The sequence below is a fragment of the Shewanella yunxiaonensis genome (genome assembly GCF_018223345.1).
Classification (GTDB): Bacteria; Pseudomonadota; Gammaproteobacteria; order Enterobacterales; family Shewanellaceae; genus Shewanella; species Shewanella yunxiaonensis.
Window position 1 is genome coordinate 3186847 of record NZ_CP073587.1, and the last position, 15419, is coordinate 3202265.

The 15419-nt window shown below is 47.2% G+C and carries 14 protein-coding genes; 5 read left to right on the forward strand and 9 right to left on the reverse strand.

Translation table 11 applies throughout. The features are described 5' to 3' along the window. Positions 1 to 52: 52 nt before the first annotated feature. Together KDN34_RS14600 and KDN34_RS14605 are read right to left on the reverse strand one after the other, a co-directional pair. Positions 53 to 790, reverse strand: a complete 738-nt coding sequence (locus KDN34_RS14600; protein WP_212594440.1) for a TIGR04219 family outer membrane beta-barrel protein — start codon at positions 788 to 790, stop codon at positions 53 to 55. Positions 791 to 793: 3 nt separating this feature from the next. Continuing rightward, on the reverse strand, positions 794 to 1765 hold the full coding sequence (locus tag KDN34_RS14605; RefSeq protein ID WP_212594441.1) for a DUF2333 family protein: 972 nt from the start codon (positions 1763 to 1765) through the stop codon (positions 794 to 796). Positions 1766 to 1936: 171 nt separating this feature from the next. Between KDN34_RS14605 and KDN34_RS14610 the strand changes: the two genes are divergently transcribed. Beyond that, positions 1937 to 2674: an enoyl-CoA hydratase gene (locus KDN34_RS14610; RefSeq protein WP_212594442.1), complete on the forward strand. Its 738-nt coding sequence runs from the start codon at positions 1937 to 1939 to the stop codon at positions 2672 to 2674. Positions 2675 to 2721: 47 nt separating this feature from the next. On the opposite strand, the gene KDN34_RS14615 is transcribed toward KDN34_RS14610, so the two are convergent. The 4 genes from KDN34_RS14615 to dusA all read right to left on the reverse strand — a co-directional run bounded on the left by KDN34_RS14615 (position 2722) and on the right by dusA (position 4828). Then, entirely contained in the window at positions 2722 to 3081 is a 360-nt protein-coding gene (locus KDN34_RS14615) for a hypothetical protein (RefSeq protein ID WP_212594443.1), read from the reverse strand. Positions 3082 to 3083: 2 nt separating this feature from the next. Then, positions 3084 to 3275 carry a PspC domain-containing protein gene (locus KDN34_RS14620; protein WP_212594444.1) on the reverse strand — a complete coding sequence of 64 codons (192 nt, stop codon included), beginning with the start codon at positions 3273 to 3275 and terminating at the stop codon, positions 3084 to 3086. A gap of 31 nt (positions 3276 to 3306) precedes the next feature. Next, positions 3307 to 3615 (reverse strand): hypothetical protein, encoded by a 309-nt coding sequence (locus KDN34_RS14625; protein ID WP_212594445.1) that lies wholly within the window; start codon positions 3613 to 3615, stop codon positions 3307 to 3309. Between the two features lie 211 nt (positions 3616 to 3826). Then, entirely contained in the window at positions 3827 to 4828 is a 1002-nt protein-coding gene (gene dusA / locus KDN34_RS14630; protein WP_228730355.1) for a tRNA dihydrouridine(20/20a) synthase DusA, read from the reverse strand. Between the two features lie 218 nt (positions 4829 to 5046). On the opposite strand from dusA, the gene KDN34_RS14635 reads away from it, so the two are divergent. Then, positions 5047 to 5766, forward strand: a complete 720-nt coding sequence (locus KDN34_RS14635) for a DUF4875 domain-containing protein (protein WP_212594446.1) — start codon at positions 5047 to 5049, stop codon at positions 5764 to 5766. A 422-nt stretch (positions 5767 to 6188) separates the two neighbouring features. On the opposite strand, the gene KDN34_RS14640 is transcribed toward KDN34_RS14635, so the two are convergent. Next, positions 6189 to 9359: a TonB-dependent receptor gene (locus tag KDN34_RS14640; RefSeq protein ID WP_212594447.1), complete on the reverse strand. Its 3171-nt coding sequence runs from the start codon at positions 9357 to 9359 to the stop codon at positions 6189 to 6191. Positions 9360 to 9651: 292 nt separating this feature from the next. Here KDN34_RS14640 and KDN34_RS14645 point away from each other — a divergent pair, with 292 nt between their 5' ends. Beyond that, positions 9652 to 10794: an endonuclease/exonuclease/phosphatase family protein gene (locus KDN34_RS14645; protein ID WP_228730356.1), complete on the forward strand. Its 1143-nt coding sequence runs from the start codon at positions 9652 to 9654 to the stop codon at positions 10792 to 10794. A 71-nt stretch (positions 10795 to 10865) separates the two neighbouring features. Here KDN34_RS14645 and KDN34_RS14650 read toward each other — a convergent pair whose 3' ends face one another. Beyond that, positions 10866 to 11666: a 5'-nucleotidase, lipoprotein e(P4) family gene (locus tag KDN34_RS14650; RefSeq protein WP_212594448.1), complete on the reverse strand. Its 801-nt coding sequence runs from the start codon at positions 11664 to 11666 to the stop codon at positions 10866 to 10868. A 32-nt stretch (positions 11667 to 11698) separates the two neighbouring features. Next, entirely contained in the window at positions 11699 to 12931 is a 1233-nt protein-coding gene (locus KDN34_RS14655; protein ID WP_212594449.1) for an alkaline phosphatase family protein, read from the reverse strand. A 283-nt stretch (positions 12932 to 13214) separates the two neighbouring features. On the opposite strand from KDN34_RS14655, the gene KDN34_RS14660 reads away from it, so the two are divergent. Further along, positions 13215 to 13649, forward strand: a complete 435-nt coding sequence (locus tag KDN34_RS14660) for an HNH endonuclease (RefSeq protein ID WP_212594450.1) — start codon at positions 13215 to 13217, stop codon at positions 13647 to 13649. 155 nt (positions 13650 to 13804) lie between these two features. Next, positions 13805 to 15364: a POT-type proton-dependent oligopeptide transporter gene (locus KDN34_RS14665; protein ID WP_212594451.1), complete on the forward strand. Its 1560-nt coding sequence runs from the start codon at positions 13805 to 13807 to the stop codon at positions 15362 to 15364. The last annotated feature ends 55 nt before the right edge of the window (positions 15365 to 15419 follow it).

Here is a 15419-nt window from a genome sequence, read left to right on the forward strand (position 1 = left end):
CACATAAAAAAACCGCCGTTTGGCGGTTTTTTTATGCCGTTTACCAATTAACTTAGAAAACTAATTCAACACCGGCGAACACGCCATCAAATTTCATATTGGCAGTCACACCATCAAAGTCATCCACATCAAATTTGAAGTTACGGTAACCGGCATGGATACGGGTGTCTAAAGCAACACCATCAAACTGCCAGCCCAGACCGACCTGATAATCATAAACACTCGACTCATCGATGCCGGCCAGAACATCTGCGTATGCAAACAGACCGGTTCCGGGCACGCCCACTTCCGCATTGGCATACCCCATAAACACCCCTTTAGTTAACTCAATGGTGGTTGACTTACTGGCCTGATAAACCCGAAACGAACCATCAAACTTCTTATATGCAGCACCAACATCCAGAGACAAAATATCGTTATCTAGCAGTTCATAGTAACCAATGAAATCTGTATTACCGAGATCGATATTGGCATTGGTATCACCATTAAAAGTGAGCCCGGAAAACGACATACTGTCAGCAGACAAACTGCCATCTTCTTCCAGATGGTTTTCGCGGATCTTTAAATTCGGCAAAAACGGGATCGGATGCTCCAGATTCAACCACAAGCTATAACGCGATGAAGAATCGTAGCCAAATTCCTGTTGCGCCTGTCCCTTCTCAGCAAAGGTACCGCTGGCGTCAGCATTCCAGAAATCACCACCGACTTTAAACCCCAGAACTGTGGCTGCCTGCGCGGATACCGCTGTCATAGAGGACAGCACGATCATAGCCATTAATGTTTTTTTCATTACTTAACCTTGTGATAGTAGATTGGTTAAATCAATTACCGCCGCATTTGCGCGGGATACGTAATTGGCCATTACCAGTGAATGATTGGCCACAAATCCGAAACCTGAGCCGTTGAGAATAATCGGGCTCCACACGGTTTGCTGAGTCGATTCCAACTCACGGATAATCTGTCTCAAGCTAACTTCAGCATTTTTCTTCTTCAACACATCAGCGAAGTCCACTTGAATGGCTTTCATAAAATTCAGTAGCGCCCAGGTAGAGCCACGGGCTTCGTAAAACACATCATCGATCTGCCACCAGCTGGTTTTAACCTCGATACTGGAGTGAGAGGGTGTTGATTGCCGAGCGGCACTATCACCTGCCAAATCAGTATTTAAACGCTCCTGACCGACGCTGGCTGACAATTGCTGTGACAAACTGCCCAGGCGCTTTTGCACCTCTTTCAACCATTCATTGAGGTTATCCGCCCGAGCATAAAACTGTGCGTCATTATTCTGCGGGTCCGCCATTCTAGCGCGATACAGTTTCAGCAGTTTAACCGCATCGCGGTATTCACTTTCAGCACTCGGCACTAACCAGCTGGTATGGTCGATATTGAGCTTAGAATGGGCTTCGAGCAGGTCTTTATCAGCGGTTGATTGGGATTGGGAACGGCTGAATTCTTTACGCATCACTAGCGCCAGATCGCGGATCTGTTCCAAAGCGCCGAATTCAAAGGCCGGCATATTATCCATCATGACCGATGGCGGCATCACATCGTTTGATAACCAGCCACCCGGTTTATCGAGTAAGGTATCAATGGTGTCGATCAGCGCGGTTGTGGTTGCATAACCAATCACTGGCTGCCCCTTACTGTCATTCAGCATCTGCGGTTCCAGCACATCTGGCTCAACGCTCCACCAGACACTTATCGCGTACAAGATGACGGCTACCAATGCCACCACGCCGGTGGCATATTTCCATTTTGCTTGCATCCTTTGCTTTCTCCTTTTGGTGGCACAAGGGTATTGCGGGATAACGCAATAATGGCCCCGGAATGTGCATGACCAGTCAACACCCTTATAATATAACTCAAACAACTGTTTGAATCTGGCATTGCTTGTCTTACACTGCCAATCAGACACACCAATATTGGGGCTGATAGCATGACCACAATTCAGGTTCACGACACGCAGGGAGTACGGGTACTTAAATTCAATCGCCCGGACAAACGTAACGCCATTGACCTCGCTATGTACCGGCAGCTCACAGAATACCTGATCCAAGGTGACGCCGACAACGGCATCCACGCATTCCTGTTATGTGGTAGCCATGATTGTTTCACTTCAGGTAACGATGTGGCGGAATTTCTGCAACATCCTGATCTTGGACCAGAACATCCAGCCGTTCGTTTCCTTTATTGTCTGACAGAACTAAAAAAACCGCTAGTTGCCGCAGTCAGCGGTGTAGCGGTCGGGATCGGTACGACTTTGCTACTACATTGTGATTTGGTATACGCCGACGAAACCGCACGTTTTAAAATGCCTTTTGTCGATTTGGCGCTGGTTCCTGAAGCTGGGGCCAGCCTGTTATTACCGCGCCTGGTCGGTTATCAAAAAGCCGCTGAACTGCTATTGTTGGGCGAGACATTTGATGCCACCGTCGCAAGCCATTATGGGTTGGTGAATCGAGTCTGTAGTGCTACGGAACTGTATGAATTTGCACTTAATCAGACGTGCGCTATTGCAGCCAAATCGCCTCTGGCAGTGCAACAAACTAAAGCGCTAATGCGCGTCGGAAAGCAATCACTGCAACAACAGATGCAGCTGGAACTAAGTTACTTTGCCGATCGACTTCAGAGTCCGCAAGCACGGGAAATCTTCTTAAAATTCCTGCAGCGTTAGCTATCCACAGGACTGACTTGGCAATTCTTGGTAAAAAAACCGTCAAGTCAGTCCTGTAACTCATTTTGCAAAGTTTTACCGACACCCCAAATCACGAGGAATAGCAATAGCACCGGCCATAATAAGGAGAAGCCACTTAGCAGCATTACTATGGCCGCGCCACTACAGGCAACGACGACTAAAGCCATCATGCTGAATGCTGCCGTCACCCATAACAACATCATTAGCCCTGTCAGTCCGGCCAACAACAAACTCCATATCCCATCGTCGAGCCAGAAAAATTCTGAAGGATGAGCTAATAGCATGACACCACTGTGCCCCACGCTAATCGCAACAATGATCAGGAGTCCGACAAATGCCCATACCAGTATTTGCGGTCGCCGTCGATAACGTCGATATTTCAACATAATTACGCCCTTAATTTAGGATAAAACACGCTACCGACGACGTACAGACCAACACCCCACAGTGGTGATAGTAAGGTCATCACCACCCAGCTAAGCCGCAGCCAGAATACAGACCATCCAAGATCACTGGCTAACTGCCCACAAAGACCACCCAACCACTTGCTGGGATTACGCATACGTTGTTCCAATTTCATTCGTTACTCCGAAAGCCGTCTCTGTTGATAATTACTTACCGCTGTTAACCTCAGCGACCACCACAGTATTCACCGGAGTTTCAGCGATGGCATCAGTGGTTTCCTGCACCAGTTCACTGGATACTGCCGCAATGCTGGTACTCAAATCACGTTGCAAAGACGCCATGATTTCTGCCTTAGCACTGTGCAACATCTCCTGAGCCTGAACCGCCAACGTGGTGCTTACGGCAGTTAATACGGAATTACGATTCGGCAGCGTGTCATCTGCCATGGCGGTGCCACACAACAAGCTTCCTGCCAAGATAGCACTTACTGCAAATGTAGAAGTTAAGCGTTTCATGATTGTCATCCTTTTCCAGTTAAGCTGAATTGTTTCAGCGTTCGCAAAGGATAATTCAAGCTGTGTGCCAACTTGATAATTAACAGATAACAATATGTTTATTAACAGTTTTATTTTTAATATATAACTAAAAATAACAGCTGAAGATGAGGAAAAAGAAGAGAATGGCGAAAATTACCAGATTTGTAGCATTTTTCGCCAAATTTTGCCTTTAACGTTGATAAACACTATCTCTGGCAGCCAATAGGACTTCGATGCCAGCGTCAGGTTTATGTGCGTTTTCACTAAGATAGCGGCGCCAACTGCGTCCGCCCGCCACGCCCTGATAAAGTCCGGTGAGGTGTCGGGTGATATGGTTAAGGCGACCGCCAGACTGCAAATGCTGTGCAACATAAGGCAATATCGCATCCACAACTTCATCACGGCTCAACGGCGTTTTGTTACTCGCAAACAGTCGTTGATCAACTTCCGCTAACAGATAGGGATTCTGATAGGCTTCGCGTCCGACCATGACACCATCGAGATGCTGCAGATGTTCAGTCACATCGTCCCAGCTTTTTACACCGCCATTAATACTGATATTTAATGCTGGAAAATCGCACTTGAGCTGATACACACGCGGATAATCCAGCGGTGGAATTTCCCGGTTTTCTTTCGGACTCAGCCCCTGCAACCAGGCTTTGCGGGCATGGATGATAAAAGTATCACAGCCCGCGTCGCTGACCTGACCAGTAAAATCGGTGAGAAATTGATAAGAATCCTGTTCATCGATCCCGATGCGGGTTTTCACCGTCACCGGAATGCTGACCTGTTGCCGCATCGCTTGCACACATTCAGCCACCAGCAATGGTTCGGCCATCAAACAGGCACCAAAACGACCATTCTGCACTCGGTCAGAGGGACAACCAACGTTGAGATTCACCTCATCATAGCCCCGTTCTTCGGCAATACGCGCGCATTGCGCCAGCGCTTGTGGATCGCTGCCACCTAACTGCAACGCCAACGGATGTTCGGCTTCGTTATATGCCAAGTAATCCCCCTTACCGAACAGGATGGCACCAGTGGTGACCATTTCGGTATACAACAGGGCTTGCGACGACATCAGCCGGGCAAAATATCGATAGTGCCGGTCAGTCCAATCCAGCATCGGGGCAACCGAAAAACGACGATGATTCGCCAATTCCGCTACTGTTTTAGCCGAGTAATCTGTCACTTATCAAAGTTCCTCAAATACCTGGTGTCATTACTGCTTTCATTGTAAGGTGCCGTACACTGCTCTATAAAATGAATAGACTTTATAGGACATAGTCTCGGTTCAGCGATCGAACCGGTTCGTCAGGCAGGGGCGCGATTATACACAGGTAGCACAAAATAATCAGCCGTTGCCGATAGCAGCCGTAATGTGGCGCCAGCGCTAGCTCGGGAGTAAACATGCAGGATAAGCGAGCAATACAAGTTAGTATTATTGTGTTTATTACCATTGCAGTCGTATTGGTGCTGTACTTTACCTCGACACCAAGCAAGGACAATTTCCGCCCGGCAACGCCTAAAGCAACTAACAGCCAGCCAATACTGCCGGTTGCTCAACGGCCTCCCGCCACAGATTTAAATCGTAGCTGGCCAAGCCAAATCGCAGCCCTCGCCAGGCGTGCCATGTCTTATGAAGTATTAAGTTCAAAGCTTGATAGCAGCGCTGGTCGGCCACAGCTGCGGGTCGTGATCACCTCTGGTTACGCTAATAGCTATGAACAGTACCTGGGTACCGCAATTAAGGTGGCACGCACTATGGCGATCAACCGTAATGCAACTGTGGTACATGTAATTCTGGAACCCAACGGCAACCTATCCGGTAAAGGCTACCAGCTGGCAGATGTGGTGTTATATACCGACGGTAAAGGCGACGATGGTAAAACCTTTAATGGGGTGTATTGGCAAGCATCTGCAGTGCAAGTCCCTTATTCACCGCAACAGCTGCAAGTTGCCAGTCTGTGGTTCCAGCATCAAAATGAATACTTAGCTGCCGATGGTAAAATTGATGAAACAGCGCTCACTCGCTATATCGCCGCACAGCTACATATTCCAGAGCTCGCCGTGCAATTACCTCAGCCTAAGCGAATTCCCCTGAAAGCCGATAATCAATTAGCTGATTGAGTTAACCAATCGGCAATGGCGGCATAAGTGGCGGGTTACCGAGGCTTCAGCAATACAACTTTCTTGATCCATAGCGATCGACAGGATCCGCGTTACGGCGAGTACCTGCACGCCAGCGAACTCGGCTTACCCTTTAGCGGAGAGGATTTTTGGCAAAGAAGACCCAATTCTGGTGCTGGATATTGACAGCGGTAAGCTGGTACCGGTAGGCAAGTGCAATAACGCACGGCTAGAAGTGAACGAGGTCCATTCCAAATGAGGCTAAAAGTCGTCTAGTTAAGTAGTGGCGATTCACAGTGACTCAGCGGCAAGACAGGGATTACCGGCCAAAATCGAGCGAGTTACTTTATAATTTTGAAATATTAACTCATAAAAAAGCCCGGCGAATAAATGCCGGGCTTTTTCAGATTCAACCAACTGAATTAGAAGGTGTATTTAACACCGACTTTCAGGTACCAAACAGACTGTGCAGTATCGAAGTTGTTGTCTGTAGTGAAGCTACTGTATGGGTGATATACCAATGTACCATCAGCAGTATAGTTCGCGTTGATCAGCGTCTTAGAACTATAAGACGCGTATTCCTGGCGACCCCATTCTTTGTTCAGCAAGTTCGCAAAATTCTGAATGGTCACGTAGAAAGTACCCTTTTGGTCTTTGGCAAAGCCAGGAACTTCCTGCTGGAACGATACATCCATAGTGGTCACCCATGGAGTACTATCGGACGACTTAGGTACATAACCGCCTGCATATTTCTGCAAACCAGCAGGGATTACGTAATTCTGCATAAAGGTTTCATAATCTAAACCATCAGCATAAGTGACGTTTGGATCATCTGGACCAGTCGGAATATACGGAGCCATGTAGCCGTATACGCCTTTTTCATCACCGATGGCATATGCATTCTGCTCTGCTGAAGCAATGCCATAATATGCGCCGCCCATCGTCCAGGTGTATGGCAAGCCAGAACGACGTTCAAAGTAGGCATTGAACTTAGAAGCATAACCTTCGAAGAACTCATGGGTGTATCCCAGAGTAACTTTGAAACTGTGTTTAACCTCATAGTAACCAGTACCGAGCTGAGTTTCGTTACGGTTAATAATTTGGTTGTATTTCCAGTTAGATGACGCCTGAGAACTAGTACCAAAGTTGCCTTCAGTAATATTCTGGTGAGTATATGACATGCTCAGATCAATACCATTGTCCCATTGCTTAGACAGACTGGTAGTGAAGACCTTGGAGTTGCCATCTTTATCAGCGTTAGTCAGCAGAATGTCATATGTATGAGAACTATCAACCTGATCGTAGATGATACGGCCATCGGAGGTGGTTTCTCCGGTATCATAACGGTTCAAGTCGATCCAAGTAGCATCATCTTGGTTCTTGGAATAGATGAACTCTGCAGACCAAGTATAGTTATCACCTAAATTCGGGATATCAAACTTGTAATCATATCCAATACTAGAACGCCATACTGACGGGATCTTGAAGTTTGGATCGATAGCATCAGTTTCACCATCGCCCGCACTTAACTGATCTTTATAACTCTGAGCAACTGAAGTGAAATCAGCGTCAGTGTTACCACTGTAATCAGTCAGACTGGAAACAGTCACGCCATCTTTACTGAAGGAGTTAGAGATCCAAACGTTAGGAGAGCCACCAGAGAAACGACCAATACCACCGCGGACAGTCAAGGCATCAGTGGCATACCAGGTCAAACCTAAACGTGGCAACCAAATGTCTTTACCATCCAGGTTTTCCTGGTTAGAGAAACCATAACGTTCATAGAAATTTTCGTTATAGTTAGGAGTATCTTTCGCGAAGATCTGCTCGTAACGCACACCATAAGTCAGGTCAATAGAGTCAGTGAGAGCCCATTCATCCTGAATATAACCGGCATAAGTACCCATGGTGAAGTTTGCAGCGCCATCGGCAGCATTATTGGTTACTGCGTTACCATATTTGAAACTGTAAACGTTGCCGTCGTAAAAATCTTGTACGGTATCAAAAGTCCACACCCCTAAAGAAGCAGATACGAACAAGTTGTAAACATCAAGAGTTTCGTACTGAGCACCGAATCCCAACTTATGGTCACCCATCAGGTATTCACCGTCCAGGTTTACAGTCCAGGTTTTGGTTTCCAACTGGTTAGCATGACGATATTCATCAGGGCCGAACTGAATGCCAGCGCCATCGCCCTTACCGTTTACATATGCGGTATTGTTAATGATGACCGTACCGTAAGCGTATGTACCTGGGATCTGACCAGTTTGCACGTCTTTATAAGACACTGACATTTCAGTGTTGAAATCAGAAGTCCAGTCAGAGAACAGCTTCAGTGAGTATGAATCCATATCCTGTTGCACATTATACCAGTTGGTAGATGTCTTCAGGACCGACTTGCTTGTAGTCAGGTTATTGTACTGGTTACTTTTTACTTTGTTATAAGTGAAAGACGCACGGTGAATATCATTGATGTTCCAGTCCAATTTAACCAGATACTTCTTATCACCTTCATCTTTGCTGGCATTCCAATCGCCAATATCAACACCATAAGTGTCTTCTGCAAACGCACGAATGGCATCATAAGTAGCCACCGTCATATCGGTTTCGTTAGCTTTACCACTGTCTAACGGACCCCAATCTGCAACGACAGGTGTTGAGTAATTTTCGTAGTTAACAAAGAAAAACAGTTTATCTTTGATCAGCGGACCACCAACGTTAAAGCCGTAAGAATCGCTGTCGATACCTTCAACTTTCACTTCTTTGTTGGTATATGGGTTCTTAGCTTTACCTGCCCATGAACTATTGGTTTTTTCATAGAACAGGCCGCCATGGAACTCGTTAGTACCGGACTTAGTTACGGCATTGACATGCGCACCGGTAAAACCGTTGTACTTGGCGTCAAAAGGATTGGTTTCAATAGAAAGCTGATCAATGGCATCCACAGAGATTGGTGAACGCTGAGTCGGGTAACCGTTAGAGTTCAGACCAAAATCGTCGTTGATACCTACACCATCTACACTGATGCTGTTAAAACGTGGATTCTGCCCAGCCACACTCAGTGGGTTATCATCGCCACCCAAAGAGGTCGCCAGGGGGTTCTGACGAATGATATCTTTCAGGTCACGGTTGAATGATGGTGCGTTATTAATTGCATCGGCACCAAAAGTACTGTTACTACCTGCATTTGAAGTGTAAGCAACCTGGTTGCCAGTCACGGTAATGCGTTCTACGTTCTGCTGGTTAGCAGTCAGTTGCTCATTAAAGCGGTATGTCTGACCCAATTGCAGATAGATGTCTTCCTTAACAGCATCCTGGTAAACATCAGAATCCACAATCACTTCATAAGGGCCACCAACACGCAAACCTGAGGCACTGAATGTACCGGTTTCGTTAGTGGTGACTTCAGTCACTGTGCCAGAAGGTTGGTGAATAAGTGTGATTTTAGTGTTTGGCGCTGGTTTGCCATCTGGACCAGTGATAACACCACGCATAGAAGACGTAGTATCAGCAGCAAAGGCCATTGTAGACGCACCGAGAGCCAATGCCATGGCGAGGGCCAGACGGCTTTTGGTAAATCCCTGAATCATCATTTGATCCCCTGAGTTTTATTATTTGATGTTCGTTCCCGAAACAGTTAATTTCTTAACCAACCGTTGGCCAGATCCAAACTGGTCCAACGAGCGCGTTTTATAGCATAAAAACATTGCACTTTTGTTTAACACACCCACAACAAACAAACAATTGTTTATTTTTTAGCCGGCAAATTAACGTTACGCCTATTTCTGCAACAAAATGCCTTTCGAGGAGCGCATGAATTGTCACCCCATTAATGTGTTCAAAAATATCTGTCTGTTTTATATGTTTTTTCAAGGAGGAATGGCGATGGCAGGCGATTTGAACACCCTTAAAGTTGCCACATTTAATGTCAGTATGGAGGGGGGCAATTATCTTGCTAAAGGGCAGAAAATACCGACGCCAGGCGCATTAAATACTTTGTTACAAATTAATGACAATGCGCAGATCTGCAACATCGCTGAGATCCTGCAGCGAGTGCGTCCAGATATCGTTTTACTCAATGAATTTGACTATATCCCCGACCCGAAGCAAGGCGTAGAAGCCTTTATCAAACGTTATCTGCATCAGCCACATCAAGGTGCGGCCGCCATTGACTACCCCTATTATTACCTGGCGCCGGTAAACACCGGTGAACCATCACCATTCGATCTGGATCATGATGGAGTAGCATCCGGCAAAGGTGCCGATGCCTGGGGTTTCGGCTGGTATCCAGGCCAATATGGCATGGTATTGCTGTCACGCTATCCAATAGATAGTGCCAACGTCAGGACCTTCCAGATGTTGAAATGGTCGGCCATGCCAGGCGCACAACGTCCAGTCGATCCGACAACGGGTCAATACTGGTATAACGAAGAACAATGGCGAGCATTACGTTTATCCTCCAAATCGCATTGGGACATACCGGTGAATGTAAATGGCCAGTGGCTGCACATCTTAGCCGCCCATCCAACGCCACCAGTTTTTGATGGTCCTGAAGATCGTAATGGCCATAGAAATCATGATGAAATCCGCTTATGGGCAGATTATCTGACCGGTGGCGAGACGGCGGATTATATCGTTGACGATCATGGTCATCAGCGCTCATTGCCTGATGATGTGCGGTTTGTGCTGTTAGGCGATATGAACTCGGCGCCATATAAAACGGCCGAACAAAGTGGTGCAGTGCGTCAGCTATTGGACCACCCGAGAGTTAATGGCAGCTTTGAGCCACAAAGTGACGGGGGGGCAGAATATGTCCCAGGAGTAACCGCCGCCAAATACTACACCGCATCTTGGAAGGAACGAGCCGACTACGTCTTACCCTCAAAACAGGGCTTTAAGGTGATTGATGGTGGTGTATTCTGGCCGACTAAAGCCGATCCGTTATTCCGTCTCGTAGCAAACCGCAGTGCATCATCAGATCACCGACTGGTTTGGCTCACATTGAAAATAACCCCCACCGCAAAGTGATTAGCACACTTTAAACAAAACCCCGGCGCTTTGCCGGGGTGGGTTGTTTGTACCTTACTTCAATGGTGAGCTTACTGCCCATTCCACGGTTTCAAACTGTCGTTACGCAATTGAGCTTTCTGCTGTTCGCTCAATTGATAATAGCCTTTACCCAAACCGGGCTCCCAATCACCATAGGAAGGATTTGGCAGCAAAATAAAGTGTCGGCCAAACTGTTGCTGATGGGCATCTACGGCGGCATTACGGTCAGCATTCAATTTGTGATAAGTATTTAATTCTGGGAAATCATTCAGATTATCCCCCAGAAACAGCACAACCTTATAACCATCCGCCTCAATCGATTGCATCCGTGGCGCTTTATCAGAAGTGTCCTTTTTCAGCCGCAGGGTGAAATCACTGACATTCGGAAAACCATCCTTAATCAGATTAGCTTTAGTGGCTGCAAAAGTGCGATCTGAGCGATTTGATACGTAAAACATGGTGCCACCATTGTCAGTCACATATTTGGCAAAAGCCACAGCGCCATGCAAAGCCGGGGTCTGTACGGCATTGACCCAGTTATCCCAACTGCTTGAAGCAAACGGTTGCTGGTGTTGGATCTGCCAAGCCGCATACGGAGAGTTGTCCAGCATGGTTTCATCCAGATCGACCATCACCGCCAATTTCCCTTTCTGGGTCGCTTTAGCCGCATCAAATGCCATCTGCGCTGTATTGTATGCCTGGTAACATAATGCTCGGTATTCCCCGGCATTCTGCATCCACAGGACAGACTGGGTATTCTGGGTAACTAACTCACTAGTTTCAGGTGTTGTCTTAGCAAAGGAGGTGGCCGCAACGAATACCAGCGGCAGTACGGAGATCAATGCTTTCATTAGTTCCTCATATCTCTATCTTTCAAAAATAGTTACTGGTTCAATGCCGGCAGTAACGGGGTAATAGTGCCATCGACAGGATGGGTAATCGGTAAACCTAAAATATGCGCCACCAGTGGATAGACACTGACATTATCAAATGCAGGTAACATAACCCCCTGCTTAAATGCGGGCCCTTCAGCAACAAATAATGCGCCCATATCTTTGATGTAGCTGTAGCCATGATTACCACCGCCATGACGTTCAGCCAGTGGTTTGGCAGTGAAATAGCTAGGGGCATCAACTTCGAGAATAATGTCCGCCACGCGGGGACTATCGGTGTAATGGCGAGCTTGCAAATAGTCTTCGGTCAACACCCGATAATGACCATTAGCCACCTGCTTCAGCTGTTGCCTTAACGCACTGATATCTGGCTGAGTTACTGCGGGTTTAGCGTAAAGCAGTAACCGAGTCGAAGCATTGACGACCTGAAACTTTTGTTCGTCGATGGACAATTGCCGATAATCAAAGGCTTTTTGGTTATCAATAGCGGTCATGCCATGATCTGCCAGCACGATAAGATTTACCGGATAATCAAGCTGCTTAATACCAGCGCGCAAGCGGCCGATCAGTGTGTCAACTTTGGCAACGGCTTGTGCAACTTGTCCTGAGTCAGGACCAAAATCATGGCCCATCGTATCCACTAATGAGAAATATCCCGCGATAAAGTGAGGACGAGCGGCTGGCGGTAATTTGAGCCAGTCAATAATCTGGTCGATTCGCGCCTGATAGTCCGACTTTTGCGAATAGTGATAGTAATAAGAGGGTGTCATACCATTGATTCTGGCATCAGACTCTGGCCAAAAATAGGTGGCAGCTTTAACCCCATTTATCTCGGCTAAGTTCCACAATGGGATCCCTGACAACCAGGTGGAATCCTCTTTTCCCATCCCCATCTTGTAGCACTGCTGACGCTCTTTATCACAAAAACGGTTATCAACAATGCCGTGATGCACCGGGTACAAGCCGGTGATCAAGGTCAGATGATTAGGAAAAGTCTTAGTTGGATATGCCGGACGCAACTGTTCGGCTCGGACACCATTGGCAGCAATCGCCGCCAGATTTGTCGCATGATATTTTTCAATGTAATCCCAGCGGAATCCATCGAGCGACATCATTACCACCGTGGGTTCTGCCGTATTCGGAGTGGCCGCAGCAGCGGAAAAAGCCACGGATAGCAATGCTACCGATAAAAATCCCCACAGGGATATCACATGTTTTTTCATATTGATTAACTGATTATCAGAACGATAGGTCAATTTGAGCGAACAGTATAACGGCAAACGATGACAGAAATGAGCCTTTTAATTGTCATAAAACGTGTCATCGGAAGATGAGGCAATTTGTCATCATGCAGCCACCAGCTCATTGTTGATTTCTGAAAGCAACCCAGAATCGGACACACTGTAACAACGATAAATGCTTAGGCTGCTATGCTGATAGCGATTTCGCGCTAAGACGCAGCATGTTATGTTGATGTTCAGAGACGTTTATCAACAGGGAGTGTAAATGCAGCTTACCCTTCAGGTCACCTATCGTATCGGTGATAGTCACCGCAGCCGCCATTATCAAAGCGAAGAAAGCGCTAAACGGGGCATCTATAAATGGCTGCTGAAAAATCAGCAGCACGCAGATATCAGTGCCAGTTATTTCTCTGCGGCATCAGGCTATCAAGCGTTTCAGGATATAGAACAACTCAGCGACTACGCCCCCAAACCTTCAACCAACTTTTATCTGTCGCGAGCGTGGCAAGATTTACGTTACCAAGTATTGAATAGCCGCGAACACCGCTGTGCTTTGTGCCATCGCAGCGCTGCCGAACACGGCATTGCTGTGGAAGTGGATCATATTCTGCCGCGCTCCCGTTATCCGGATCTGGCACTGGATATCAATAACCTGCAGATCCTTTGTTATGAATGTAATCGCGGTAAGCGAGATAAATAGCGTGTTACCTTGTGCTCAACCGTTTTCATTTAATTTTCAGAAACTCTGGTTATAAAAGCCGTTTGCATTGATGCCTCGGCCCATCGAGCAGATGAGCGATTCCGGGTGGACTGGGTATCACCTGTCTCTCACTAACTATAACGACAAGGATAACCATGGCATCGACTTCCACTGGAAGCTGGCCGCGCCAGATCCCGTTTATCATTGCCAGTGAAGCCTGTGAGCGCTTCAGTTTTTACGGCATGCGCAATATTCTCACCCCTTTTCTGATGACGGCCTTGCTGCTGTCAGTACCAGAAGAACTGCGCCAGGGGGAAGCCAAAAACGTATTTCACTCATTTGTTATTGGCGTGTATTTCTTCCCGTTGTTAGGCGGTTGGATCGCCGACCGTTTCTTTGGAAAATACCATACGATCCTGTGGCTGAGTATTGTTTATGTCATCGGTCACGCCTGCCTCGCCATTTTTGAAACCAGCAAAACCGGCTTTTATTCCGGGTTGTTTTTAATTGCCCTGGGCTCCGGCGGTATTAAACCCTTGGTGTCGTCATTCATGGGCGATCAATTTGATCAAAATAACAAGTCATTGGCACAAAAGGCCTTCGACATGTTTTATTTCACCATTAACTTTGGTTCGTTTTTCGCCTCGTTATCGATGCCATTGATCCTGAAATTCTGGGGACCATCAGTGGCGTTCGGCATCCCCGGGGTACTGATGTTTATTGCCACCGTGTTCTTCTGGTATGCGCGTAAGCGTTATGTCCATATTGAACCGGACGCCCATGATCCCCACGGCTTTTTGCCAGTGATCAAAAGCGCCATCCTGACGCCACAGCCGGGACAGACCAATAAAGGTCTGTGGTTGAGCATCATCGGCATACTGCTGGCATTATTCGCGTTAAGCCAATTTGCCGTGCTCGGATTGGTTACCAGCTTGTGTCTGGCGCTGGTGCTGCTGATGGGATTTGTTGGCGTAGGGGCCTCAATGCAACTGCAACGGGCACGGCAACATCATCCCGCAGAATCGGTTGATGGTGTAAAAGCCGTATTTCGGATTCTGATCCTGTTTGCGCTAGTAACGCCCTTTTGGTCACTGTTTGATCAGAAGGCCTCGACCTGGATCTTACAGGCCAACAATATGGCGAAACCGGAGTGGTTCGAGCCGGCGATGATGCAAGCGCTAAACCCGCTATTGGTAATGCTGTTTATCCCGTTTAACAATTTCGTACTATATCCACTCCTGCACCGCGCCGGATTGCAATTAAATGCCCTGCGTAAAATGGGCGCCGGTATTGCGTTTTCTGGTGTATCTTGGATTGTCATCGGCACCATTCAATTAGCGATGGATGGTGGCAACGTGATGTCGATTACCTGGCAGGTACTGCCCTACGCGTTGCTCACCTTTGGAGAAGTTCTGGTATCAGCCACCGGACTGGAATTCGCTTACAGTCAGGCACCGAAATCGATGAAAGGCAGCATCATGAGTTTCTGGACACTGTCGGTAACCGTCGGCAACCTGTGGGTATTGCTTGCCAACGCCAGCGTCAAAAGCGATGCCGTCACTGCCAAGATTGCAGAAACCGGTATCAGTGTTACCGCCTTTCAGATGTTTTTCTTCGCCGGATTTGCGCTGCTGGCAGCACTGATTTTTGCCCTGTATGCCCGTTCTTATACCATGCAGGATCATTATCGTAGCGCCGAACTGCAGCAAGTCTGAACAGCAAAAAAACTAACCGACAACATCGACAAAATAGGTCAGCATCGTGCTGACC

Coding starts and splice junctions, on each gene's coding strand:
- KDN34_RS14610 (WP_212594442.1), top strand. CDS start 1,937: ATGACCACAATTCAGGTTCACGACACGCAGGGAGTACGGGTACTTAAA.
- KDN34_RS14665 (WP_212594451.1), top strand. CDS start 13,805: ATGGCATCGACTTCCACTGGAAGCTGGCCGCGCCAGATCCCGTTTATC.
- KDN34_RS14605 (WP_212594441.1), bottom strand. CDS start 1,765: ATGCAAGCAAAATGGAAATATGCCACCGGCGTGGTGGCATTGGTAGCC.
- KDN34_RS14625 (WP_212594445.1), bottom strand. CDS start 3,615: ATGAAACGCTTAACTTCTACATTTGCAGTAAGTGCTATCTTGGCAGGA.
- KDN34_RS14620 (WP_212594444.1), bottom strand. CDS start 3,275: ATGAAATTGGAACAACGTATGCGTAATCCCAGCAAGTGGTTGGGTGGT.
- KDN34_RS14660 (WP_212594450.1), top strand. CDS start 13,215: ATGCAGCTTACCCTTCAGGTCACCTATCGTATCGGTGATAGTCACCGC.
- KDN34_RS14640 (WP_212594447.1), bottom strand. CDS start 9,359: ATGATGATTCAGGGATTTACCAAAAGCCGTCTGGCCCTCGCCATGGCA.
- KDN34_RS14615 (WP_212594443.1), bottom strand. CDS start 3,081: ATGTTGAAATATCGACGTTATCGACGGCGACCGCAAATACTGGTATGG.
- KDN34_RS14635 (WP_212594446.1), top strand. CDS start 5,047: ATGCAGGATAAGCGAGCAATACAAGTTAGTATTATTGTGTTTATTACC.
- KDN34_RS14645 (WP_228730356.1), top strand. CDS start 9,652: ATGGCAGGCGATTTGAACACCCTTAAAGTTGCCACATTTAATGTCAGT.
- KDN34_RS14650 (WP_212594448.1), bottom strand. CDS start 11,666: ATGAAAGCATTGATCTCCGTACTGCCGCTGGTATTCGTTGCGGCCACC.
- KDN34_RS14600 (WP_212594440.1), bottom strand. CDS start 790: ATGAAAAAAACATTAATGGCTATGATCGTGCTGTCCTCTATGACAGCG.
- KDN34_RS14655 (WP_212594449.1), bottom strand. CDS start 12,931: ATGAAAAAACATGTGATATCCCTGTGGGGATTTTTATCGGTAGCATTG.